This is a genomic window from Winogradskyella eckloniae (genome assembly GCF_013249045.1).
GTDB classification, from domain to species: Bacteria; Bacteroidota; Bacteroidia; order Flavobacteriales; family Flavobacteriaceae; genus Winogradskyella; species Winogradskyella eckloniae.
This window is the reverse complement of the sequence record NZ_JABRWP010000006.1, coordinates 86,175-112,088: the sequence shown is the minus strand read 5'-3', so window position 1 is coordinate 112,088 and position 25,914 is coordinate 86,175. Positions and strand designations below refer to the sequence as shown.

The 25,914-nt window shown below is 34.6% G+C and carries 15 protein-coding genes; 9 read left to right on the top strand and 6 right to left on the bottom strand.

Translation table 11 applies throughout. The features are described from left to right. Positions 1-212 precede the first annotated feature (212 nt). Entirely contained in the window at positions 213-1,328 is a 1,116-nt protein-coding gene (locus HNV08_RS11725) for a formylglycine-generating enzyme family protein (RefSeq protein WP_173281517.1), read from the top strand. Positions 1,329-1,440: 112 nt separating this feature from the next. Here the strand turns inward: HNV08_RS11725 and HNV08_RS11720 are convergent, their stop codons facing one another. The 6 genes from HNV08_RS11720 to HNV08_RS11695 all read right to left on the bottom strand — a co-directional run bounded on the left by HNV08_RS11720 (position 1,441) and on the right by HNV08_RS11695 (position 12,497). Further along, positions 1,441-3,279, bottom strand: a complete 1,839-nt coding sequence (locus HNV08_RS11720) for an arylsulfatase (protein WP_173281516.1) — start codon at positions 3,277-3,279, stop codon at positions 1,441-1,443. A gap of 38 nt (positions 3,280-3,317) precedes the next feature. Continuing rightward, entirely contained in the window at positions 3,318-4,718 is a 1,401-nt protein-coding gene (locus HNV08_RS11715) for a sulfatase family protein (RefSeq protein ID WP_173281515.1), read from the bottom strand. Between the two features lie 13 nt (positions 4,719-4,731). Further along, positions 4,732-6,273: a sulfatase family protein gene (locus HNV08_RS11710; RefSeq protein ID WP_173281514.1), complete on the bottom strand. Its 1,542-nt coding sequence runs from the start codon at positions 6,271-6,273 to the stop codon at positions 4,732-4,734. Positions 6,274-6,277: 4 nt separating this feature from the next. Next, complete coding sequence (locus HNV08_RS11705; protein ID WP_173281513.1) at positions 6,278-7,432, bottom strand: putative glycoside hydrolase; 1,155 nt, start codon at positions 7,430-7,432, stop codon at positions 6,278-6,280. A 10-nt stretch (positions 7,433-7,442) separates the two neighbouring features. Then, on the bottom strand, positions 7,443-9,194 hold the full coding sequence (locus HNV08_RS11700; RefSeq protein WP_206677691.1) for an alpha-L-fucosidase: 1,752 nt from the start codon (positions 9,192-9,194) through the stop codon (positions 7,443-7,445). Positions 9,195-9,359: 165 nt separating this feature from the next. Further along, entirely contained in the window at positions 9,360-12,497 is a 3,138-nt protein-coding gene (locus HNV08_RS11695) for a TonB-dependent receptor (protein ID WP_173281511.1), read from the bottom strand. 212 nt (positions 12,498-12,709) lie between these two features. Between HNV08_RS11695 and HNV08_RS11690 the strand changes: the two genes are divergently transcribed. From HNV08_RS11690 to HNV08_RS11655, 8 genes are read left to right on the top strand one after another with little or no spacing between them, the layout of a single operon-like run. Continuing rightward, a complete protein-coding gene (locus tag HNV08_RS11690; protein WP_317170239.1) occupies positions 12,710-14,239 on the top strand; it encodes an alpha-L-fucosidase in 1,530 nt (509 codons plus the stop codon). A gap of 23 nt (positions 14,240-14,262) precedes the next feature. Beyond that, positions 14,263-15,450 (top strand): putative glycoside hydrolase, encoded by a 1,188-nt coding sequence (locus HNV08_RS11685; protein WP_173281509.1) that lies wholly within the window; start codon positions 14,263-14,265, stop codon positions 15,448-15,450. Positions 15,451-15,478: 28 nt separating this feature from the next. After that, positions 15,479-17,338, top strand: coding sequence for a sulfatase (locus tag HNV08_RS11680; protein ID WP_173281508.1), 1,860 nt, complete (start codon positions 15,479-15,481; stop codon positions 17,336-17,338). A gap of 30 nt (positions 17,339-17,368) precedes the next feature. Continuing rightward, entirely contained in the window at positions 17,369-19,261 is a 1,893-nt protein-coding gene (locus HNV08_RS11675; protein ID WP_173281507.1) for a sulfatase, read from the top strand. Between the two features lie 12 nt (positions 19,262-19,273). Further along, positions 19,274-20,752, top strand: coding sequence for an arylsulfatase (locus tag HNV08_RS11670; protein WP_173281506.1), 1,479 nt, complete (start codon positions 19,274-19,276; stop codon positions 20,750-20,752). Positions 20,753-20,764: 12 nt separating this feature from the next. After that, the gene (locus HNV08_RS11665; RefSeq protein WP_173281505.1) at positions 20,765-22,657 is read left to right on the top strand and encodes an alpha-L-fucosidase; all 1,893 of its coding nucleotides are present in this window, start codon (positions 20,765-20,767) and stop codon (positions 22,655-22,657) included. After that, on the top strand, positions 22,647-24,254 hold the full coding sequence (locus HNV08_RS11660; RefSeq protein ID WP_173281504.1) for a sulfatase family protein: 1,608 nt from the start codon (positions 22,647-22,649) through the stop codon (positions 24,252-24,254). Before HNV08_RS11665 ends, HNV08_RS11660 begins: the two co-directional genes overlap by 11 nt. Positions 24,255-24,259: 5 nt before the next feature. Continuing rightward, positions 24,260-25,693: a sulfatase-like hydrolase/transferase gene (locus HNV08_RS11655; RefSeq protein ID WP_173281503.1), complete on the top strand. Its 1,434-nt coding sequence runs from the start codon at positions 24,260-24,262 to the stop codon at positions 25,691-25,693. Positions 25,694-25,914: the final 221 nt, after the last annotated feature.

The window sequence follows — 25,914 nt, the reverse complement described above, 5'->3', positions numbered from 1 at the left end:
TTTTATCTAAATAATGTACGCTAATAACACCTTTTGTTTACACCATAATAACGAACATATAACGCTAAAGTTTATATGCATAAATTAACACTAATTATAAATGAATTGTGACTCTAAATTAGTTTATTTACAATTAGAAATCGATTTTATGAAAAGACCAACCCTAATTTGTTCTTTATTTATATTAAGAAAAAAACATTAAACATTACAATATGCATCAACAACGTTTATCACTACAACTCCCAAATTTCGTTTTGGTATTAACACTGGTTCTATTCGTAATTAGCTGTAAAGATCAAAACAATAAAAAAACCGATGAATCCGTAAGGGTAGATAAAACCGAAACTACACCAAAAACAGTAGCGCCTGAAGGTATGCTTTGGGTTGCGCAAAAAACATTTTTACAAGGTGCTAAAGATTCAGATCAATACGCCATGCCAAGAGAAAAACCTGCACACTGGGTTACTGTAGATGGTTTTTTTATAGATGTTACTGAGGTTACCAATAAACAATTTAAAGCCTTTGTAGATGCTACAAATTACGTCACTATTGCAGAACGCGAAATTGATTGGGAAGAGATGAGTAAGGAACTACCTCCAAACACTCCGAAACCTCATGATTCTATCCTACAACCTGGTAGTTTAATATTCAACAAAAATGTAAATGCTGTTGTAAATATGGAAAACTATGGTCAATGGTGGACCTGGAAAACAGGTGCAAGTTGGAGACATCCTGAAGGTCCTGATTCTACTATTGAGGGAAAAGAGGATTACCCAGTAGTACATGTAGCTTACCAAGATGCTTTAGCATATTGCAAATGGGCAAATCGACGTTTACCTACTGAAGCTGAATGGGAATCTGCGGCACAAGGAAAAAATACAAATACCATTTTTACTTGGGGCAATGATGCTGCTCAACTAGATTCAAATGCCAACACTTGGCAAGGTGTATTTCCTACCAAGAACGACTCTCAAGATGGTTTTGAATTTATTTCACCTGTAAAATCCTATCCTCCAAACAGTATTGGATTGTATGATATGACGGGAAATGTATGGGAAATTACGAGTGATTTTTTTAATGTCAACTACTATAATGAATTAAACACAACTAAACCAATTCTAAATCCGAAAGGCGCAGAAAAATATTTTAATCCCAACAATCCTTATCAAGTAGAACATATAATGAAAGGTGGTTCATTTTTATGTCATGCCTCATACTGTGCTAGTTTTAGAATTTCTGCTAAAATGGGCGTTTCAACAGATTCTGGTTCTGATCATATGGGCTTTAGAACCGTTGCAACTCCAGATATGCTAGCATCTAAAGAATAAACTAAAACCTTTCTTATATATCACTAAAAAAAGGGAAATTTAACTTTCCCTTTTTTTAGTCTATTCAATGTTTTCCAAAACGAGTTTTGCTCAATATCATCCTTTTATTAGATTAGTCTATCATAGTGAATTCTTTTGATACTCTCGTTACTCTAATATAAAATGCGCCCCAATCTTCTCCATTATCTGTGGTAAACCAAGCGCTCATATCGGTTTCACCTTTAGTAAAATTCCCTGTAAAACGAATAACCTTAGCGTCTTTTGCTACAGTCTTAGTTTGTTCCCAAGCTCCAATTTTTACACCACCAGATCTAAAATTCATAGTTCTACCTTCTGCAATGGCTTCTGTAGAGATTGTCCCTTCTTTACCAGCTACAGCTGCGTTAATTGCTAAATGAGACTCAAATGGCCATCTACTTAACTCTATACTATATGTACCAGACTGTTCAAACGCTACAGTAAACTCACCTCCTACAGGGTTCTTTTGTGCTTCTCTAATATAATTCTGATTCCATGGTATTTTAGAATCGTGGACATGGGTATCATGACAGGTCAATTCTATAGGATTTTGATGATCTGAACCTAAAACGATAATAGGAAATTGATTAAACTCTGTAGAAACAGAACTCCACCATTCATTATAGTAGCCTCGCATTTGTTCTACTTTTTCAGGAAACTGTGTTGCTAAATCATTTTCTTGACCTGGATCATTAGAGATATCATATAATTCTTTACCATTAACCAATCGCATTTTTCCAGACATCACAGCACTTTTCCTCCATTTTATTGGACTTTGTACACGTTGTGAATCGGTAATAAGATAATCTCTACCAATGGTTTTCTCTTTCCCTAATAGAAGTGAAGAAATATCCGATCCGTCCATTTCCTTTTGACCCTCAGGTAATTCTAAATTACATAAAGTAGCTAATGTTGGTAAAATGTCTAAATGAGCCGTTAAATCGGTTACATCCTTACCTCCATTTATATTTTTTTCTGGATACGAGATGAAAAACGGTACACGGTGTCCACCTTCATATTCACTATTCTTTGTACCTTTCATTCCAGCATTAAAACCGTATAATTTACCACCTACTGTTTTATATCCTGAAGCAGTTCCGTTATCTGTCATAAAAATAACGATGGTATTATCTGCAATTTTTAAGTCTTCAAGTTTCTTTTGAAGCTTCGCAAAGTTGTCGTCTACATTAGTAATCATTCCATAGAATATCTTTTGAAACTCAGGAATATCTAAATCCTTATATTGGTTATAATAACTTTCTGGAACATTGTATGGTAAGTGCGGTGCATTAGTAGAAATATAAGTAAAAAATGGTTGATCCTTATGTGCTTCAATATAATTTATCGCTTCATCAAACCATACGTCCGTGCAATAGCCTTCGTATTTTGTTGGTACACCATTTTTAAAATAGGTATCATCAAAATAATCATTATCCCAATAATCTGGTGTTTGGCCAACACCTCCTCCTCCATGTGTTATGGTATATTTAAATCCTTTATCTTGTGGTCTAGAAGGGTAAGTATCTCCCAAATGCCATTTTCCAAACATCGCTGTTTCGTATCCATTTTCTTGAAACACTTCTGCCATAGTTACCTCATCTTCTCTTAATATTGAAACACCTCCTATAGTGTGCCATACACCAACTCTATTCGCATACCTCCCAGTCATTAAACCAGATCTTGAAGGCGCACAAGTTGGCCCTACATGAAAATCGGTTAATCGTACAGATTCATCATGAAATTTATTTAAAGCGGGCGTTTTAACTAAAGTGTTACCATGTGCACCCAAATCTCCATAACCCTGATCATCGGTAATGATTACAATAACATTAGGCTGCTTAGCTTTATGAGTAGGTGCAGTTTTTGTGGATTGAGATGTACATGAAAATACAAGTCCCAAAAGAGTTATTAATATAATTAGTTTATTTTTCATTTTAATACTAAATTTTGAAGGTAAATACTGTTGTTTAATTATTTAGGTAGTTCATTTTTCCAAGCTTTCCAAAGAGTTTTAAATTCATTCACGAGTTGCTTATTACTTTCGGCTAAACTATTTTTCTCAAAAGGATCTTTAGAAATATCATAGAGCGCTTCTCTTTTTAGGTTGTCATTAAATAATAGTTTCCATTTGCCTTTTCTAACGGCTCCTTGTGCCCACTGATTGGTTGTCTCTTTAGGAAAACGCCACTCCCAAAATAAAGGCTTCGTTCTATTAAAACTATTGTTTGCTAGAATAGAACTGATATTTTCACCATCTATACTATAATCGCTTGGTAATTCTGTTTGTGCCAAGCTCGCAAAAGTTGGTAATAAATCTACCGTAGATAAAACACTTGTAGAATCTACCTTATTTTCTTCGACATGATGTTTCCATTTTACAATAAAAGGCACCACAACACCACCTTGAAATATATCCACTTTTCTTCCTTTTAAACCTGCGGTTGATCCTGCTTCTTTAGAAGGTCCCCATCCTGCAGGACCATTATCACTAGAAAACACTATTAAGGTATTATCATCTAATCCCATTTCTGATATGAACGATAACAAACGTCCTACATGAAAATCAGCGTCCTTTAAAACCGCATAATAGGTTTCTTTACTTGGTGATAAACCTTTAAAAGATTCTCGTTGCTTCTCGGAAGGCCATAAGGGTGTGTGTGGATCTTTTAACCACAGGTTAACAAACATTGGTTGTTTCCCTTTATTTCGTTTAATAAAATCTATCGTTTCATCTACTGCAATTCTGCTCGAACTTTGCACCCATAACGTATCACTATCCATATAACGTGTAGTGGGCCATTTTTGATCGCCCTTCCAGGTTGGTCCATTCCCATTCCAAACTCGAGTTTCATCATAACCATATACTTTAGGTTCTGGAGCTAAAGGATCACCATGTGGTTTGCCGCCTCCACCCAAATGCCATTTCCCAAAATGTGCTGTTACATAGCCTGCTTTTTGCATAATTTGAGGCAGGTAAACAGGCAAGGAATCATTTAAATAATTTGGCATATTACGTTTGGCATTAACTTCGTTGCCCGCAAAATGTCCGTGCACACGATGTCTTGCTGGAAAATGACCAGTTAAAACAGAAGCTCTGCTTGGCGAACATACACCACTAGTCACATGAAACTGTGTAAAGCGTGTGCCTTCTGAAGCCATTTTATCTAAATTTGGAGTCTCAATTTCTGAATTTCCATATACGCCTAAATCACCGTATCCCCAATCATCTGCGAAAATAAAAATAATGTTTGGTTGCGAATCGCCAGACAATACTTCTGTTTCTACATTCGATACAGTTGCCTTTCTTGCATCATTACAAGAACACATTAAAATAGTTACTAATAAAAGCGCAATTTGTTTTATAAAACTCATTCTGCTATCACAATTAATCTCCAAAAGTTTCTCTTTTTTGCTCGTCTAGTAGTGCTGCCGATAATTCATTCACTTTTTCTGGGTACTGACTTGCTAAATTGGTGTTTTGGCCAACGTCGTCTTTAAGATTAAAGAGCTGAATTGTATCCTTAGCGGTATTGAAACGCTGTCCTTCATCAAACCATTTTGGAATTCTGGTGTGGTAACCATCTTTATTATTAATGTATAACCAATCGCCTTTTCTTATCGCATATTTTGAAGACCAAGTATTATGAACCATAATCTCTCTTATAGGTTCAACTGTATTCGTTAACCAAACATCAGAAAAATTATAACTATCGTGCTGAAAACCATCTGGTAATTCACTATTTGTTAGCGACACCAATGTGTTTAGGATATCGATTTGGCTAAACAATTGATTACTCGTAGTACCTGGTTCTATATGTTTGGGCCATTTTACAATAAAAGGAACATGATGCCCTCCTTCATATATATCCCTTTTTACACCTCTAAAAGGATGAGAACTATCGTGGTTGTAATTTTTGATACGCTCGTATGCATAACGCTCTGAACCATTATCTGAAGTAAAAATCACGATAGTGTTTTCATCTGCATTAATCGCTTTTAGAGCCTCTAATATACGACCGACAGCATCATCAGTTTGGTACACAAAATCGCCATATGGTCCTGCTTTGCTCTTTCCTCTAAACTCCTCATTAGGAATTATAGGTGCGTGAGGTGAAGGAAACGCCATGTATAGAAAGAAAGGTGCTTTTGCTTTTTCCTGATTTTTTATAAAAGTAACAGCTTTACGCGTAACGGTTGGCAACACTTTATAAAAATCCCAATCTTTAACAGCTGGTCCTGGTCGTAGTTCCCAATTACCTTCTAATGCAAAATCTTCTTTAGGATGTTGTAATGTTAATGTAGGAATTTCCTTTACTTTATCGTCTTCGATCCATGTATAAGGTGGGAAATTTATAGTACCATCACCAAAATAAGAATCAAAACCTATTGATAAAGGACCTTTAGGAATTGATTTTCCCCAATCATAAGCTAGAGCTGGCCAAACTTCTACTTCTTTTTTACCATGTTTAGCTTTTACTTTTTGTGTAATCTCTTTTTTTCTAATCGCTTCCCAATTCCACCCTAAATGCCATTTACCAATAGCTGCTGTGTTGTAACCGTTATTATTTAGAATTTTAGGTAATGTTACCTGATTTTCTTTAAAGACAGATTCACCCATAGCGTGTACGATATCATTAAAATCTCTCCAATGATAACGACCAGATAACAATGCATAGCGACTTGGCGTACAAACTCCTGAAGAACTATGTGCATCTGTCATTATTAGACCTTCTTTTGCTAATTGATTTAAATGAGGTGTAGGTATTTTAGATTGCGGGTTTTGAATTTGTAAATCACCAAACCCCATATCATCTGCATAAAATATGATGATGTTGGGCTTATTAACTTGAGGTGTTGATTTTATTTGTTCTTGACAAGCTGTTAAGCCCACCAACATTATTAAGTAATAGTAGGCGCTTATTTTCATGATATTAATTTTGTATTTTCCAATCTATCGTAGCTTTCTTGTTTTCTAAATCAACCCAAATACTAGCATGTTCATAGTTTCTGGTTAAAATCCAACCATCTACTTGCATCTCGTCTAAAGGTTTCCCTAGCGGTTTATCAAATTCAGGATACCATAGCAGCGAACCCATTCCTAAGCGATAACCCCAATTGTAACTGATATAAGAATGCTTTTGCGCGCCAGCCAAAAAAGAAGCTAAGGCAAAAGTTAAATGTTTTTTAGAAATTTCTTCTTTTTCTTTTTCAGATTTAGTCATAAAAGCTTTGTTTAACCAAGCATTTTCTGGCCATGTCTTAAACACCACAATTTTTCCACTTTTACCAGCTTTTTCCATTTCTTGGATATCTTTAAGCATACTTTCTTTCGTTTTGCTATTAAAATATCCGAAATGCTCAATCATGATGGCATCCGTAAATTCTGGAAAATCATTTTCACTATTTCTTTTTGGTGTGGAGCGAATACCATTATATACAATTAATTTATCGTTTCCAATTTTGGCTCTAGTCTCTTTTATTAGATCCTTTAAACCTTGTTGAATGGCTTCAAATTTTTCAGTTCCCCACAATTTTTTATTCCCAGGATTGGTTACTTGCACTAAACCATCAAAAAAAACACCATCAATGTTTTTATCTTTCAAATTAATTTCTGCGACATCAGACCACCATTCTCGAACTTCAGAATTAGACAAATCGTAACGTTTAATTCTATTATTCTTTACATCTAAATCGCCTGTTTTTGTTTTAAGCCACCAATCTGAATTCGTTTGGTAATCTTCATGCGCTTTATACATATTGTAATCTAAAAACGCATTCCAATAGAATACCACCTTCATATCTGGATTTAAATTCTTTAACACTTCTGCATCTGCCGCAATGGCCTCTTCCGAATGTTTATATTTAGGAAATCCATGCGCCTTTTCTAAAACCGTAAAATTTGAACGCTCTGCTATAAATTCGGCTTCAGACTTGGTTAGCAAATCTCCTTTTTTCCCAAAGTGAAAAGCTACTGGAACCTTGTCCCAATTAAATTTTGGATAATGCTTATCATTTTGTGAAACGGCTGTATATACCGTAAAAAGAGCTATTAACAATAAACTTTTATGTAAAGCAGCTAAATTCATAATGTTATGACTATTTAATAGGCGAAATTTTGATAGATTTTAAGCTCGATGTATCAGAATTACCTTCGACCAACGTTGTTTTTATAATATGATTACCCGCTGTTTTAAATTCTAAAATTCCCATTCTACGGTAAGCATATTTATCTGTTGCCGCTTGCTGGTTTTGAATTTTAATTCCTTCATCGGTTGTTGTTTTCCAAACTAGGCGTCCGTCCCCTTTGTATTCTAAATCTAAATAATAATAACCAGGCTCTTGCACATTGACTTCCCAACAAACTGTTCCGTCTTCTTCCCAATTACTTACTTGGTTGGCATGTTTCCATTCTCCAAATTTCTCCATCCAACGTACATTTTTTTGTTCAGCCCCTTCAACCTCACCAAATTCTGTTAAGAGCCTTGTTGGAATATTGGGATATATCCCTAAGTCTGTTTCAACAACAGCTTCTGCTTCTTCAAGTTCTACTTCAATTACAGAAATCAATTCTTCTGGTGCTTCAAATGGAACGTCAATAATTAACCAATCTTTATTTTTAGAAAATTTAAGTGAACTCCTTTTATCATTATCTAAAAGGACTATTTTTTTAACTTTAGATTTTAATCCTGGTAAGTATAATTTACCATTAGTTGGCCATTCACTTACAGATAAATAAAGTGATGTATCTTTTGTTGTGACGTCACCCCAAGGTAATGCATAACCCCAAGGAGAACTGCCTGCTGCATATACAACTTGCGGATATTTCTTTATCCATTGTCCCGACTCTTGTAAAAACTTTATACCTATATTAGGTATTGCACCATCACTATCAGGGCCTACATTAAATAAGTATGTACCTCCTCTAGCCACAGTTTCAATAACCCTACCTAAAATCTTTTTAGGGCTTTTAAAATTATTATCATACCAAGCATAAGACCATGAATCGTTGTTAGTGTCACAGGTTTCCCATAGTCCTTCTACATTTCGAGTAGGCACTTCCATATCTCCAATACTGGCATAATCACCCATCCCATAACCTACGCGACTACACATCATTGCATTTGGTTGTAATTCTCTTACCATATCCGCTAATTCTACAACATACTCTTTTGGCATATCTCCTGGTGTATCAAACCATACGAAGTCTATTTGCCCATAATTGGTGCAAATTTCTTTTACTTGTGGCTTACATTTATTATAGAAATAATCTTTAAAGCTTACTTTATTTCCATTTTGATCAACCTCTGGACCTCTAGTTCCTCCTGGAGCCGTCCAATCTTGATTATGCGAATAATAAAATCCAAATCCAAGTCCTAATTCTTTACAAGCAGCAGATAGTTCGTGCATTGGATCTCTACCAAACGGTGTGGCATCTACTATATTAAAATCACTAGCTTCAGAATCAAACATTGCAAATCCTTCATGATGCTTACTTGTTATTATAATATATTTCATGCCTGCATCTTTTGCTAATTGAGCAATCTGTTTAGCATCAAACTTAGTAGGATTAAAGGTTTTTGCTGTCTCCATGTATTTTTCAGGAGCAATATTGGCAACGCGTTTACTCATTAACCATTCACCTATACCATAATATGTCTTATCTTCCCATACACCACCTAAATTAGAAAACAAACCCCAATGAATAAACATGCCGTAATTCCCTTCATCAAACAACTTTGCTTTTCCTGTTTTTAATGCATCACCAGAAACAGTTGTTTCGCCCCACATTTCCTCCATACCTTTTTTGTTTTTGTCTTGAGCATGGATATGCATAATGCTAAAAAGCATTAAGAGAACGGAAACTAGTAAATATCGATTATTAAACATATGTGTATTATATTTTTTTCTTGTTTGACTAGTAGATAAATAACACCTACTGTCACCCATTTTTTTTAAACCTCTTTTGTTGTCAACACCATTAAGTTGACTGCTTAAATTAATTATATGATTAAACTATATTTTCAACCTTAAGCCTAATGTCCAATTAGGGTTATTTCGATAATAAGAGTTTAAATTATTTGTATCATTTTCAATATATCTTCGGTTATCTTCACCTGTAAGGTCACTAACACTTACACTTACGGTTAGTGCTTTAGTAAATTTATACTTTAAATTCATCCCTAATCTAGTGGTGCCTTCTGTATAGTGTGCTTCATCTGCACGTGTATTACCAACACCTCCTAAATTACTTAAATAATTACTTCTGTAAGCCGCAGCAAATCTAAAAGAGAAACCATATTTTTGATAGTACAATACACTATTAAAACTGTGTTTAGACGAGCCAGGAAGTCCATTGGTTGCATCACCATAGGCATCGTCAAAATTACTTCCGACGTAAGAATAATTGGCACGTAAACCGAATCCACTTGCAAAACCAGGTAAGAATGTAAAGTGCTGATTAAATCCAATAGCAAAACCATATAGTTGAGCATTTGTTATATTTATAGTTTTAGAAATATCAAATAATAAATCTTCTTGACCTGCCGGAATAGCAACACCTAATTCCTCTTCTCCAGGGTAAGCTTGGTTAATCAGTGTTTCTCTACCAATGTAATCTATCAATCTTTTGTAAAACACACTTCCTGTAAATGAACCTCCATTTTTTGTATATACACCTAATGTATTATCAAACATCCAAGCAGAATAAGGCGTTATATAGGGATTGCCAGTTGTAATTGTTCCTCTAATCGTACTAGAACCTAAATCTGACACATAATTTGGAGAACTTGGATCGAATATTTCAGACGATGGGTCTAAAAAACGAATAGAAGCATTTGGAATTAAATTTCTATAGGCTGGTCGAGCTATTCCTCTTGAAATACTCCAACGGTATTTGATATTTTCTCGTAAATCAAAATTTGCCGTAAAACTAGGTAACACATCCCATCTAGAATTATCAACTTCATGATATAGTGCACCATTCAACTCTACATCACTTACATCATCTTCTGTAAGTGGGTCAAATTGGCTCACTGCAGAAAACCCCCAAGATGTATTATCTGTTTTTATAACTCTTACACCAAAATTGACATAAGTAGGAATATTAAACACTGTAACTTTAGTATCTACTTGAGCATAATTTGCAAAAGACATTTCTCTGGCACCATAAGATCTCGATCTACTTAATTGCAGATTATCTTCATCAGATTCAACTTCACTTAAAGGTGTTTCAAAGTCAAAAGCACTTCCTCCGTCTAGGTTTGCAAAATCTGGTGTTAGATTTAACACTTCACGTCCTGGTGTATACAGCCATTGTGACAAACCAATATCACCATACATAAAACCATCTGAAGTAAGATTGTCTCCAATAAGAGCTATAATAGATTCTTCTTGTTCTGTCGTATAATTGCTATAATTTAAACTCGCTTCTCTTGCTTCAAACTCTGTTGTTGCAATTCTAGAACCGACAAATAAATCTGTTTTATTACTTAACTTATATTCAAAATCTAATTTTGAAGAAAAATTATCACCCTTTGTTCTAATAAGTCGTCTTGCTGTAGGGCGAAGTGTTAATAATGATGAATCAAAAGCCTCATCTGGAATACTATACTGTGGTAATTCTCCTCTTAAATCAATACTAAAAGAATCTTTATCGTAATCTGAACCGTTTAACCGTGTTGTGATCTGCGTTAGATTCTGAAAAAAGTTAAGATTAGAATACGCCATATCAATATCAATCTTCAATTTATCAGACGCTTTAAACTTAGTACGTAATCCTGCTATATTATTTGTTGCGTGGTTGTCGTAAAATTGATTTTTATTTTGAATATTAGCTCCATTTAATTGTGAGCCTGCACCATCTATATAAAGTAAATTATTGCCATTAAAATCTATACTTCCTGGGCTAAAAAAGTTATTAGCTCCGAATAATCCATTAGCACCACCTGGCGCTAAACTCATCTGAAACATTTGTCTGTCTGAATCACTATTTAGTCTTGTAAGCACGTAATCTCCAATAAATTCTAAATTATCATTTACCTTCCATTGAATTGCAGTTGCTAATGCTAAACGTCTTCTAACACCATTCATATAAACATTATTAATCGTAGCTGGCGTTAAGACATCTTCGTAAAGTTGATCTCCGTCATCAACATTGAAAACACCATCATTATTAGAATCTTCTTGTAAATCAACAAAACGGTAACCTCTAAATGTAGATGATTGTTTTGCATAAGCTTCGTCAGAATTAATTACAGAAACAATAGCCCCCAAGTTATCGTTTAGCTTACCTCCAAAAGCTGCATTCACTCTATAATTGGGTGACGCATTATAAGTAGATTCAATATCCTTAAATTCACTATCAGCAGAGGCTCTAACATTTAAACTTGCAAAATAATTTTTTCCTTTTTTGTATTTTTTATCCAATGGCTTCAATGTTTCAAAATCAACAGTACCACCTAGTGATGTAGACGTATGTTTGGCTTGAGAAGTCATGTGAATTTTTGCACGAGAAATAATTTCGGTAGGAATAACATTTAAATTAAACTTTCTAAAATCTGACTTCCCTTCATTACCACCAGAAATAGGCACACGTCCATTCATAGTTACCTTTACAAATTGAGGGCCTAAACCACGAATAGACACTCTATCTCCTGACACATCATCAACATTTCTTTCAATCTGAACACTTGCCACTCTCTGTAAAGCATCTGCAACATTACTATCTGAAAAGCTCCCAATATCCTCTGGCGTAATAGCTTCAATAACGTTAGTCGCATTACGCTTTAAATCAATTGCAGAGCGCTGTGCAGCTCTAATTCCTGTAGTAATCACAACTTCATCTAATGCTTCTGAATCTACAACCATAACAACATCAATGACATTTTTACCTGTCGTAGAATATTCTATGGTCTTAAAACCTATATAATGAAACACTAATATGGCATCATCATTCTTTAATTCAATAGAATACTCTCCATCCATATTAGTCATTGCACCGTTTTTAGTACCTTTTTCAATAATACTAGCGCCAGGCAAAGGCACTTTATTGACATCAGTAACGACACCTGTAATAACTATATCTTGTGCAAAACCTATAAAGCATTGAAATAGAATTATAAGTAGTATAAATTGCGAATTATTATTTTTCATAATTATGATGAGTTAGTTTGTATGACTACAAATATGTACCAAATAAGAACATTTAGCTTGCTCAGTTCGTTTTTAAATTTTCTCTAATCAACCAACTCCTTATACTCTAGGTCTTATAAAAGTAATTGATTTTTTTCAGCAACAAAATGACTTATTTGAGAAGCCTTACTAAATTAGTAAATGGTTAATTTGTAATTATTCAATATAAATGGATGCAGATGTCTATTAAAAAACTTTTTATCATCACTTTTTTAACTTTCAGCACTTATCATGTTTTTAGTCAAACGCAATCGACTATTAAAACTATAAATGCAAATTGGGAATCTATGGCTGAGCTTTATGAGGTGCCAGAATGGTTTCAAGATGGTAAAATAGGCGTTTGGATGCATTGGGGAATTCCATCAGCCATAGACGAAAACAGAATTGAAGATGGTTCTCACTATGGTAGACGTATGTATGGTTCAGAAACGTATGATGCAAGAAACGAAGCTGATCGCATAAGAACTGAAAAATTAACCGAATGGCACACAAAAAGATTTGGGCATCCATCAGAATTTGGTTACGAAAAATTTATAGCCAATTTTAAAGCTGAAAACTTTGATGCTAATGCCATTGTAAAGTTTGTTAAAGATTGTGGCGCACGTTTTATTATGCCAGTTGCAACTCATCATGACAATTTTGATATGTATGACTCCTTTTTTCCTTGGAATGCCGTAAAAATGGGGCCAAAAAAAGACATTCTTAAAGAATGGAAAAACGCAGCCTACCAACACCATTTAAAATTCGGAGTATCTACACATTTATATTGGTCTCCACGATTTTTTAGAACCGCTCGGAAATTTCAAAAAGAAGGCACTCCAGAATGGGAATTCTTTAATATGGATTATGATACTGCCACATTTGCTAGTCAAGACAGTTGGAATCAACATTGGTACAAACGCTGTTGGGATTTAATTGAAAAATACGATCCAGACCTATTTAATAACGACTCTCCGTATCCAACTATAAAAACAGGTAAGGGACTAGGTGTAAAACTTTTTTCTGACTATTTAAATAGAGATTTAAAAGAAAACAACGGCAAACAAACCACGGTTTTATCTTTTAAGAATGCTAAACAAAACAAAGCGGCATTTACCTATAACTTAGAACGTGGTATGTTTGGAGAACAGCAAAAGCATCCATGGATTTGGGCGACCGATTTATCTGGAAGTTGGTTTTATCGAAAACATTCGTTTACTAAAATGTCTTTAGACGTATTAATTGGTAATGCTATTGATGCCATAAGTAAAAACGGAATAGTAATGATAAATATAGCCTTAAAAGGCGATGGTACAATCCCAGATAATCAAAGGCAAATGCTTAGTGGTTTCGGAGCTTTTGTAAACATCAATAAAGAAGGCATTTACAACACCAGACCATGGAAAACTTTCGGTGAAGGACCATTAGAAATCGTAACTAAACGTGCAGGTGAGAATTTAAAGCCTTTTTCTGAGAAAGACATTAGATTTACTAAAAAAGGGGACAACCTATATGCGTTTGTTTTAGCACCGCCAACAAAAGACATCCAAATTAAAGTATTAAAGTCAGAAGGCCTTTTACAAAAAAACATTAAAGACATACAGCTATTAGGTAGTGTTGATAAAATTAACTGGAAACAAAATAGCGATGGTTTAACCATTAAGAATAATTTTAAAGCGATAACTAATCAATCTGCTATTTGTTTTAAAATAATAACAGAATAATAATTAAGTAAACAGACATATAGATGCATTTTAAAACAACATTATTAGTGCTTTTAATAGCCGTTTCCTTTAGTGCCTGTTCGGCGCAGAAAGCAGACACCAAATCTAATGAGACACAAATACAGCCTGAGTTCTCATGGGATAAAATACCATTGTATATGCATTTACGTAAAGCTGAAGCGTTTACAAAAAAAGAGGTCACTTACCTTTCAAAATTCCCATTAATAACTTTCGAAAAAACCACAGGAAGTAAAACGTTTGGTTCTACAGAAAAAGGCACAATTAATGCTGCTAAAGCTGTAAAAGATATCAATCCTAATGCTAAAATATTATACTACAAAAATGTGGTTATCAATTGGGGAAGTTACCAAGAAGACAAACAATTTTTAAACGAACATCCTGAAGCTTTATTAGTAAACGCAAAAGGCAAAAAAGCCTTAATGCCTAATGGTAAAACAGGTTTTTTTGACATTTCTCAAGATTTCGTTAGAACCTATTGGATTAACCATATAAAAAAGGTTACAGAAAGCCCATTTATTGATGGTGTGTTTTTAGATGCTAATATAAAAGTACTCGCACCTGTATTTTTTAATAGTCGTGTTGGAAAAGAAAAACAACAGGCTATTAAAACAGGGTACCTTACTATGATGGCTGATTTAGATGCCGAAATAGGAAAAGACAATTTACTTATTGCAAATATTTTACGAGTACGTCCAGAATTTGAAGATTCAGGTAGGACTTACCTAAAATTCTTTGATGGATCTTACATAGAAGGTTTTGAACATCAAAATTTTGGCATGACTTATGAAGATTACCTAGCACAAGGTATAGAAGCCGTACAACAATCCGCCAGAGAGGGAAATATAATTGCAATGTCCCTAGGGATAGGCAAAGCTTTAAAAAATGCAGAAGCAGGTATTGATGATGTAAGAAAAAAAATTGATCTCAATGAAGATCTTAATGAACGTTTAGATTATCTGTTAGCTATTTTTTTGGTCTGCGCAGAAAAATACAGTTATGTCTATCCGCACGATGGTTACAATACAAAAACATCTGCAGTTTGGCTAAAGACGTTTCCGCAATACGAGAAAAAACTCGGTGATCCAAAAGGCTATGCAAAACGCGATGGATATATCTATACAAGATCATTTGAACATCTCGATGTTTGGCTCGATATTAAAAACAAAAAAGCCGAACTGAATTGGAAATAAATAAAAACTTAAATTTTACACCACTAAAATGAAATCACTATTAGCCATACTTACAATTTTATTATGTGTTTCTAACCATGCCTATAGTCAGAAAAAGAAAGACCTAATAAAACCTAATATTATTATTTTTTATGCAGATGATTTAGGTTGGCAAGACATACAACTCAATGATTTAGACGCACCTTGTGCATGGGACACACCAAACATTACAGCGTTTGCTAAAGATGCTATAAATTTTACAAATGGTTATTCACCAGCACCTACTTGTGCGCCCTCTAGGTCCGCACTATTAAGTGGATTGCATCCGGCGAAAACAGGGATTACCAATGTTAACGGTGGTGGCATTCCTAAAATTAATAAATCTGCAAAATATATTAATCCTTATTATCCTTCAGGTTTAATGCCAGAGAACTTTACTATCGCAGAAGCTTTAAAGATGAATGGCTACACCACAGGACATGTTGGTAAATGGCATGCAGGCTCTCTAGAAATCCAATCGTCTAAGAATCAAGGCTTCGATTTTGTACACGAGTCTAGAGGAGCACATCAAGGCCCTAAAGGACAGCATAATCGTACAAATAATTTTGCTACAAATTCAAAAAACGATCCTTACCGTTTAAGTGAAGAAAAATATTTCCCGTATACGGACGCTTCACCTAATGGCATTTCCTATCCAACAGATGCAGTAACAGAACATGCTTTAGAGTTTATTAAAAACAGTAAAGAAGAACCTTTTTTCTTGTATTTAGCACATTGGATGGTACACTACCCTATTCACACCAAAAACCGTGAATTATTACAATATTACTGCGATAAATTAGGAATGGAATTTCCAAAAGAAGACATTCCTATGACCGCAAAGGGACAAAACAATCCATATTTTGGAGCTATGGTAACCACTTTAGATTGGAGCTTTGGTCGTGTTATAGATTTATTAAAGACCACCGATGACCCTAGAAATCCTGGTAAAAAATTATACGAAACAACCTATATCTTTTTTTCATCAGATAATGGAGGAGCAGAAAAACGAAAAACAGAAATAATGTCTGATAATGCACCATTAGATAAAGGAAAAAAATATACAGAAGAAGGCGGTATTAGAGTTCCGCTTCTTGTTTCTGGGCCAAATGTTTTAAAAAACACAACAAAAGATGTTTTAATTAATCAACTAGATTTTTACCCAACAATTTTAAAGCTTACAAATAGTACAATTCCTTCTCAATTTGATTCAGAGTTAGATGGATTAGACATTTCAAATGTATTACTAACCAATAAAAAAGAGGTTAAAGATGAAAATGGACATGTGAGAACAGATTTGTGGTGGCATTACCCTTATGGCGACGACACTAAAAACCAGTCTGCAATAAGGTCTGGAGACTATAAATTATACAAAAATTTTAATTCAGGGGAATATGTTTTACACCGTTTGTATAAAAATGGCAAACGTAATGATTTAGAAGAAAAATACGATTTAGCCGAACAAGAACCTCAAATTGTAAACGATTTGGCCACTAAATTAGAAAAATATCTTAAAGATTACGACGCCAAACTACCTTATAAGAATCCTTTAAAATTTAAAAATACAAATTCTATTCCTACTATAATTAGTGACGTTTTTAATGAAAAATCTCGTTCGGTTTCAGTAGCATTAGAAGCTGGAAAATCAAAAGTAATTGAAAGTTTTGCGCTTATAAAAATCTCAGATCAACCTAATAGAAAAGGAAAGCGAAAAAAAATCAAATCGACCTATATCAAAGTCCCAGTAAAAGTAAGTAGTAATTCCTTAGAGTATTCCTTTACCATTCCACAAGAAGCCAAAGAGTATGGTATTATCTTAATTGATGAAAATAGATTTATGGTAAAAAGTAAATTTCATACAATAGACTAACTAAAAACATAGAATAAAACTCATATTAAAATGAAAAAAAACTTAGCATTCTTAAACGCAGTATTGCTTGCTCTTTTTTGTGCGTTGTCCATTAACGGTCAAGAAAAAAACGAAATAATAAAACCAAACGTTATCATTTTTTATGTTGATGATTTAGGTTGGCAGGATACAGAAATAAACAATTTAGACGAACCTACACCGTGGGAAACCCCTAACATTGTCGCCCTTGCAAAAGACGGAATGAATTTTACAAATGGGTATTCTCCCGCTCCTACTTGTGCGCCATCTCGATGCGCATTGCTAACGGGCCAGCACCCAACTAAAACAGGAGTTACACATGTTGCTGGTGGTAAACTTCCTACTGCATCAGGACGTTCTAATTACCTTCACCCATTTTTTCCTGAAGGCTTAAGTCCAGAACATTTTACTATAGCTGAAGCTTTAAAAATGAATGGTTATAAAACAGGACATGTTGGAAAATGGCATGTTGGCAGCCTTAAAGCACAAGCATCTACAAATCAAGGGTTTGATTTCGCTCACGAATCTAGAGGCGCACATCAGGGTCCTAAACACCCAAACAATCGTTTAACCAATTTTGCGACACATAATAAAAACGATGCGTACCGTTTAAGCGAAGAAAAATATCCACCTTTTACAAAAGACGCACCAAATGGTATTTCATACCCATATGATGATGTGACTGAAAATGCACTTAAGTTTATTAAAGACAGTAAAGAGGAACCTTTCTTTTTGTATTTAGCACACTGGTTGGTACATGCACCAATACACACTAAAAACAGAGAATTGCTACAATACTATTGCGATAAATTAGGCATACCATTTCCTGAAAAAAATATCCCTATTACTACAGGTGGTCAAACTAATCCTTTTTACGGGTCTATGGTAACTACTTTAGACTGGAGTCTTGGTCGTGTAGTAGATCTATTGAAAACTACGGATGACCCTAGAAATCCTGGTAAAAAATTATACGAAACAACGTATATATTCTTTTCCTCAGATAATGGAGCGGTAGAAAAGGCAAATGGAGATGTTGTTACCGATAATTTTCCATTAGATGAAGGTAAAAAGTATGCTCAAGAAGGAGGTATTAGAGTGCCATTATTAATCTCAGGACCAAATATTCCAAAGGGTAAAACCTTCAATGGTTTGGTTAATCAGCTAGACTTTTTCCCAACAATTTTAGACCTTACCAATAGTAAAATACCGAATCAATATAGCTCAGGTTTAGATGGATTAAATATTGAAAATGTCTTACATCATAATGCAACGGTTATTAAAAACACCAAAGGCGAAGTAAGAGAAGATTTATGGTGGCATTTCCCACATAATAGAGATAACCAAATGCAATCAGCAATAAGACGTGGCGATTATAAATTGTATAAAAACCATGTTAAAGGAAATTATGAATTGTATCGTTTGTATAAAGATGGAGAGCGCGCTGACTTAGAAGAAAAATACGATATTGCAAAAAGCTCACCCGAAGTCGTTAAAGATTTATCAACAAGACTAGAAGCTTATTTAAAAGCATATGATGCTAAGTTTCCTTATAAAGATCCATCCCGAGCAAAAGATCCATCAGATAAAGAAAAAGTTGCAGCGTTACCAACGATTACATCTGATTCTTATGATTCCTCTTCTAAAACATATACCGTAAAGTTAGAAGCAGGAAAATCTAAAGTTATTGAAGCATATGCACTGGTTTGTTACCAAAATTTAAATGCTAAAAAGAAGAAAAACGGTAAAACACGAAAAATTAAAGGACAATACGAAAGCGTTTCTATTGATGCATCTAAAGACCATTTAGAATTCACATTAAAGGTTCCAGAAAACGCTACAGAATATGGCATTATTTTGATAGATGAAAACCGATATATGGTAAAAAGTGAATTCCATAGAAATTAATAAAGTTTGCACATGAAAAAACTTTGCCTAATCAGTCTTATATCCTTGCTCTTTTTTGTGCAAAATAGTTACGCACAAAAAACCGTAAAAAAGCATAAAAATAGCAGACCAAATATCATCTTTGTAATGACAGATGATCAAGGTATGGGAGATTTATCATGTATGGGGAATACCGTTGTAAATACCCCAAATATTGATGCTTTCTTTGAAAAATCAACGCGTTTTACAGAATACCATGTGAGTCCAACATGTGCACCAACACGTGCTGCCATAATGAGTGGACGGCACGAATTTAGAGTAGGCGTAACACATACCATTCTAGAACGCGAACGTTTGGCATTAGATATTTACACGCTGCCCGAAGCTCTGCAATCAGCAGGTTATCAAACCGGACTTTTCGGTAAATGGCATTTAGGAGATGCAGACAAATACCTACCGCAAAATAGAGGATTTAACGAGGTTTTAATGCATGGCGCTGGTGGAATTGGTCAAGTAAACTTAGGGGACTTTCCACCAAATAAAGACAATGTGTATTTTGATAATGTTTTACTTCACAATAAAACCATTGTAAAAACCAAAGGCTTTTGTACAGATGTGTTTTTCGATGCTGCTTTAGCTTGGACAAAAGAACAGATTATAACAGATACACCTTACTTTACCTATATATCACTCAATGCACCACATGCACCTTTGGTAGCGCCTGAAGCTTATAAAAAACGTTTTTTAGAATTAGGCTATGACGAAGGCACTGCGAGTAGATATGGCATGATTGAAAACATCGATGATAATTTCGGAACGTTAATGCAGAAACTAAAAGAATGGAATGCCTTAGACAATACCCTAATTATTTTTACCACAGATAACGGAGCAACCCATTTAAGAGGTACGCTTAATGGCGAAAAAGTAAAACATTTTAATGCCCATCTTAAAGGAGGAAAAAATTCACCAAACGAAGGCGGAGATCACGTACCGCTATTTTTGTATTGGAAAGATGTTTTGCCGGAAGGAAAAGACATTAACCAACTGACTGCGCATATTGATTTGTATCCAACTTTTACAGCATTAGCAGGTGCTGAATTACCTAAAAACATACAACCTTTAGAAGGTTTATCCTTATTACCCTTGTTAGAAGATACCGCGACAACTTGGGAAGACCGTTTACTATTTACCCATTGTGGACGCTGGCAAACAGGTATGGTTAACGAAGCAAAATACACTAAAATGGCGATTAGAAGTCAGCGATGGCGCTTTGTAAATAACACCGAATTGTATGATATCGTTAATGATCCTGGAGAGCGCCATAATGTTGCTGCAGAACACCCAGACGTAATTGCAGCATTTACACCCCCTTATAACGAATGGTGGACGAACTCTATTCCATTAATGGTAAATGAAAATCGAAAAAGAGTAAAAAAACAACCACTGCATATTAAATATTATAAGCAATTAGAAGAACAAGGTATTTTAGAATGGCAACCTAAAACCAATTAACTATCGTATAAAATGATACCAAAATTACGTCCATATTATAAGCAATTAAAAATCTACAGTGTTTTATGCTCTCTGCTGAGTGTATTACTGTCTTGTAATAATACAAATAAAAGTATTACGTCGACAAGCGTAGAACCTTTTAATCAAACCGATAATTGGGTCGTATTAGATAAAACAAATGCAGACCAAAACGGCACTACGTATTCTTGGGATTTTAAGGTAAACCAGTCTTCTGATTATGTGCTTCAAATGGTTTCAAACGAAGCTACTTTTAAAAATAATGAAACTGTAAAACTAAAACTAGGCGAACAATCATTTGAAACGTCTTTATTAAACGACTATCGCATTAACAATAATGAAATTGTTTCCGAATTCGAAACCATAATGCCATTACAACATACAGGTAAGGAACACCTTTCTATTACAACCAAAGCCGATTTTAAAAGACTACGATTCATTCCGCACTTTAAGCAACCTATTGGTTCAGGGAAATATCATCAAGAATGGTTGAGTATGCACCAATCTAAGGAAAAACAAGAAGCTCTTAATCGTTTTAAAGAAGCCAAATTAGGGATGTTTATTCATTGGGGATTGTACTCACAAGCAGGCGGTATGTGGAAAGGCACTAAAATTAATAACGCACCGCATCCAGGACCAAAAGTTGCAGAATGGTTAATGTATGCATTCCAAATTCCAAGAACTGAATATCGCGAATTGGCAAAAACCTTTAACCCAGACCAATCCTTTGCTCAAAATGTAGTAAAACTCGCCAAAGATGTTGGCATGAAATACATTGTTATAACATCAAAACACCATGACGGGTTTGCATTATTTGATTCTAATTATTCTGAATTTAATATGGTAGATGCCACCCCTTACAAAGCAGATATTATTAAGGAACTATATGATGCCTGTTTAGCAGAAGGTATCGATTTTGGGGTCTACTATTCTCATGGAAACGATTGGATGGATGGCACCGATGGAAATTATGCAAACATTAAAAAAACAAACGATTCTTTGGGAATTTATACGCACCCTTCAGGTAAAAATTTATGGGATCCAAGCGATAACACACATAAAGACTATCTGCAAAATAAAGCCTATCCACAGATAAAAGAACTCTTAACCATGCTTCCAGAACTGCGTTTAATCTGGTTTGATGGTACAGGTTTTACAACAGAAGAACAAGCGTTTCAATTTTACAAACTCGTTTATGATAACAATCCAAACGTACTTGTCAATCGAAGAGTTGGCTATGCTTTTGGCGATTACTTAGATGCTGGAGATAACAAGATTCCTTCAGCATCTGAAACACTAGAAAAGTATTGGGAAACCTGTGGTACTACAAACAATTCTTGGGGCTATAAGTCCTATGATGAAGATTGGAAAAGCCCAAAAGAATTACTCTATTATTTTGTAGACATCCTTTCTAAAGGCGGAAACTATCTGTTGAATATTGGTCCTGACGGTACAGGACATGTCCCAGAAACAAGTGCACAAAATTTACGAGCAATGGGCAAATGGGTTCATCAAAATGCGGAAGCAGTTTATGGCACATCACGCTGGAAAACACCTAATGAAGGCCAAGAAGAAACGTTATTAGATGGTACAGGTCATAGAGCTTCTAAAGGTTTCCAAAGAGAATTTACATCTAAAGACTTTTGGTTTACAACCAAAGCAAATAAAGTATATGTTATTTCACTGTCTAATACAGACGGAGACATACTCATAAAATCACTAAGAAAAGGCGAAGCAGAAATTGAACAGGTAAAACGCTTAGGAAGTGATACGACGCTTAGTTATACTCAAAATGAAAACGGACTTCAAACTACAATAACAAACCTACCAAAAGATGTCCTTGGTTATGTTATTGAAGTCACTTTAAAAAATAATTATGAAAACTAAATCCATACAAATTCTTAGTATCAGTGGGCTGTTAGTAACCTCTTTTCTGGTCCTTACTAGTTTTAACCCAAAAACGACCGAGGAACAACCTACACCACAGAAACCAAATATTATATACATATTGGCAGACGATTTAGGTATAGGTGATATTAGTCTCTATAATGAAAACAGTAAAATACCAACACCACATTTAGATCAAATGGGTAAAGAAGGTATGATGTTTACAGATGCGCATACGTCTTCTGCAGTTTGTACACCCACACGATATGGTATTTTAACAGGACGTTACAATTGGCGTACACCACTAAAAGAATTTGTGACTTGGGGCAACTCGCCTAGTTTAATTCAGAAAGGCAAGTTAACCGTTGCACAAATGCTAAAAGACAATGGGTACAAAACAGCTAATATTGGTAAATGGCATTTAGGTTTAAACTGGAGCATGAAAAATAATAGTCCAGAGTTTGATCATTATTCTGGAAGAACAGATCGTTTAAATTTTAAGGACATCGATTATAGTCAGCCCATAAAATTTGGACCTAATGATTTGGGGTTCGATTATTCCTATATAATTTCAGCATCCTTAAATATGCCACCATTTGTCTATATAGAAAATGATATGGCAACTATGGTTCCAACCCAGAAGACCGAAAGAAATAGAAAAGAATATCCTTTTAGCAGTTGGATAAAGGGAGACGTAGCAGATGATTTTAAACACGAAGACGTTCTTCCAACGGTTGTAGAAAAATCCATTGCATTTATAAAAGAAAATGCAAACAAAGAGCAACCTTTTTTTATGTACATCCCCTTGCCTTCACCACATAATCCTGTATTACCTATTGCACCATGGAAAGGGCAAAGCGAAATACAGAGTCCTTATGCAGATTTTGTAATTATGATTGACGATTTAATGGGAACTATTTTTCACACCCTAAAAGCACAAGGTATTGAGGATAATACTATGGTTGTTTTTACTAGCGATAATGGGTATGCTACCACAAACGATTTAAAAACATTAAGACAAAAAAAACACAATCCAAGCTATATTTATAGTGGCTATAAAGGAAGTTATTTAGAAGGAGGTCATCGCGTTCCATTTTTTGTGAAATGGCCTGGTAAAATTAAGCCCAATTCTGTTTCTATTACCACAATTTGTACTACCGACTTTATGGCTACGTGTGCAGATCTATTACAGTATAAATTTAAAGCTAATGAAGCTGAAGACAGCTTTAGTATGATGCCTTTATTAACTAATGAAGGAACCTATTTACGAGAGGCCACTATTCATCATGATAAGTACGGTGTCTTTGCCATTAGAAAAGGAGATTGGAAATTAATTGTGTCCCCAAATTCAGGTATTATGGCTTCAGGAAAAACTAAAACACATAAAGAGAATTTACCCGAAAATATTCTATTCAACTTAAAGTATGACATCAAAGAGGAAAATAATGTGGCGAATAAATTTCCTGAGAAAGTTACAGAATTAAAAGAACTACTCATTAAACATATACGAGACGGTAGAAGTACACCTGGTGCCATTCAACAAAATGACGCGATATTAAGCCAATGGCCACAAGCCAATTTTGCCTTTAAAAATTAACAAAAATGAAATATATACTCAATCTTGTAGCGCTTTTGGTGGGCGGCCTTGTTTATGGTCAAATAGAAAAACCAAACATTATATTTATTTTTTCAGATGATCAATCTTTTGAAACCATAGGCGCCAACGGACAAACCATTGTAGAAACCCCTAACTTAGATAAGTTAACCAAAAGTGGTACAACGTTTACACACGCCTATAATCAAGGCGCCTGGTCTGGAGCTGTATGCATGGCTAGCAGATCTATGATGATAAGCGGTGCAGCACTATGGCAAGCTAAAAACGCAGTAACTAAAGTTAATAATAAAGCACAACAGTCTTGGCCCGAATTGATGTCTGAAGCAGGATACACCACCTACATCTCTGGAAAATGGCATGTACCAATTCCTGTAGATTCCGTATTTGATGTCACTAAAAACATAAGAAAAGGCATGCCTAAAACTACCAAAACGGCATACAATAGACCTATAAAAGATGAAAATCCAGAAACAGCTTGGCACCCTTGGGATACAGAGCATGGAGGCTATTGGGAAGGAGGAAAACACTGGAGCGAAGTTTTAGCAAATGATGGCATTGCATATATTGAGAAGGCCAAAAATGAGGACAGCCCATTTTTTATGTATTTGGCTTTTAATGCACCACACGATCCTAGACAAGCACCAAAAGAATATGTAGAAAACTATACTTTAGATCGTATTAAACTTCCTGAAAATTATTTGGATTTGTATCCAGATATGGGTGGTAAAGCTGTTCCAAAAATTAGAGATGAACGGTTAGCGCCATTTCCTAGAACACCCTATGCCATAAAGGTACACAGACAAGAATATTATGCTAGTATTACGTATATGGATGCGCAAATTGGTCGCATTTTAGAAGCACTTGAAAAATCAGGAAAGGCAGATAATACCTATATTATTTTTACATCAGATCATGGTTTAGCCGTGGGACATCATGGTTTAGTTGGTAAACAAAACATGTATGAGCATTCTATGCGAGCCCCTTTTATTATTACAGGACCAAGCATAAAAGCAGATAAAAAAATAGAGACTCCTATTTATATTCAAGATGCTATGGCGACATCATTAGACTTGGCAGCCATTAAAAAACCAGATTATGTAGCTTTTAAAAGTGTATTGCCATTACTGAAAAATAACTCAAAAAAGAATTATGAAACCATTTTTGGTGCTTATATGGGAACCCAAAGAATGCTTATTAAAGACCAATGGAAATTAATAGTTTACCCAAAGATTAAGAAGAAAAAACTTTTTAACCTTTTAGACGATCAGTTAGAAATGCATGATTTGGCTAATCATCCAGATTACAGTGATAAATTAATTGAGATGACTAATTTATTAGAAATTGAAATGGATAAAAACAAGGATCCTATGACATCTTTAGAAGCGACAGATTATATGGTTTCTAAAAAGAAAAAACATTAACAAAAAAACTTGGAGCACCTCAAGCTAATGGTATGAATAAGGAAAAATGAACATTCAACGACAGGGAAATACTAAAAACGTAGAATTTACAATATGACATTGTTCTATGCATTTAAAACCGTTATTCAAAAAAGAAAAAACCATTCAAGAAAATGAAACTATCACATTAATTATTAGAGCTAGTTGAAATTTTAAATTATTTCTAAAATAGTATCTAAATC

Bases quoted from the DNA above. Each gene is read 5' to 3' on its own strand.
- HNV08_RS11695 (WP_173281511.1), bottom strand. From the start codon at position 12,497: ATGAAAAATAATAATTCGCAATTTATACTACTTATAATTCTATTTCAA.
- HNV08_RS11705 (WP_173281513.1), bottom strand. From the start codon at position 7,432: ATGAATTTAGCTGCTTTACATAAAAGTTTATTGTTAATAGCTCTTTTT.
- HNV08_RS11720 (WP_173281516.1), bottom strand. From the start codon at position 3,279: ATGAAAAATAAACTAATTATATTAATAACTCTTTTGGGACTTGTATTT.
- HNV08_RS11670 (WP_173281506.1), top strand. From the start codon at position 19,274: ATGAAAAAACTTTGCCTAATCAGTCTTATATCCTTGCTCTTTTTTGTG.
- HNV08_RS11725 (WP_173281517.1), top strand. From the start codon at position 213: ATGCATCAACAACGTTTATCACTACAACTCCCAAATTTCGTTTTGGTA.
- HNV08_RS11680 (WP_173281508.1), top strand. From the start codon at position 15,479: ATGAAATCACTATTAGCCATACTTACAATTTTATTATGTGTTTCTAAC.
- HNV08_RS11700 (WP_206677691.1), bottom strand. From the start codon at position 9,194: ATGCTTTTTAGCATTATGCATATCCATGCTCAAGACAAAAACAAAAAA.
- HNV08_RS11685 (WP_173281509.1), top strand. From the start codon at position 14,263: ATGCATTTTAAAACAACATTATTAGTGCTTTTAATAGCCGTTTCCTTT.
- HNV08_RS11710 (WP_173281514.1), bottom strand. From the start codon at position 6,273: ATGAAAATAAGCGCCTACTATTACTTAATAATGTTGGTGGGCTTAACA.
- HNV08_RS11690 (WP_317170239.1), top strand. From the start codon at position 12,710: ATGCAGATGTCTATTAAAAAACTTTTTATCATCACTTTTTTAACTTTC.
- HNV08_RS11660 (WP_173281504.1), top strand. From the start codon at position 22,647: ATGAAAACTAAATCCATACAAATTCTTAGTATCAGTGGGCTGTTAGTA.
- HNV08_RS11665 (WP_173281505.1), top strand. From the start codon at position 20,765: ATGATACCAAAATTACGTCCATATTATAAGCAATTAAAAATCTACAGT.
- HNV08_RS11655 (WP_173281503.1), top strand. From the start codon at position 24,260: ATGAAATATATACTCAATCTTGTAGCGCTTTTGGTGGGCGGCCTTGTT.
- HNV08_RS11675 (WP_173281507.1), top strand. From the start codon at position 17,369: ATGAAAAAAAACTTAGCATTCTTAAACGCAGTATTGCTTGCTCTTTTT.
- HNV08_RS11715 (WP_173281515.1), bottom strand. From the start codon at position 4,718: ATGAGTTTTATAAAACAAATTGCGCTTTTATTAGTAACTATTTTAATG.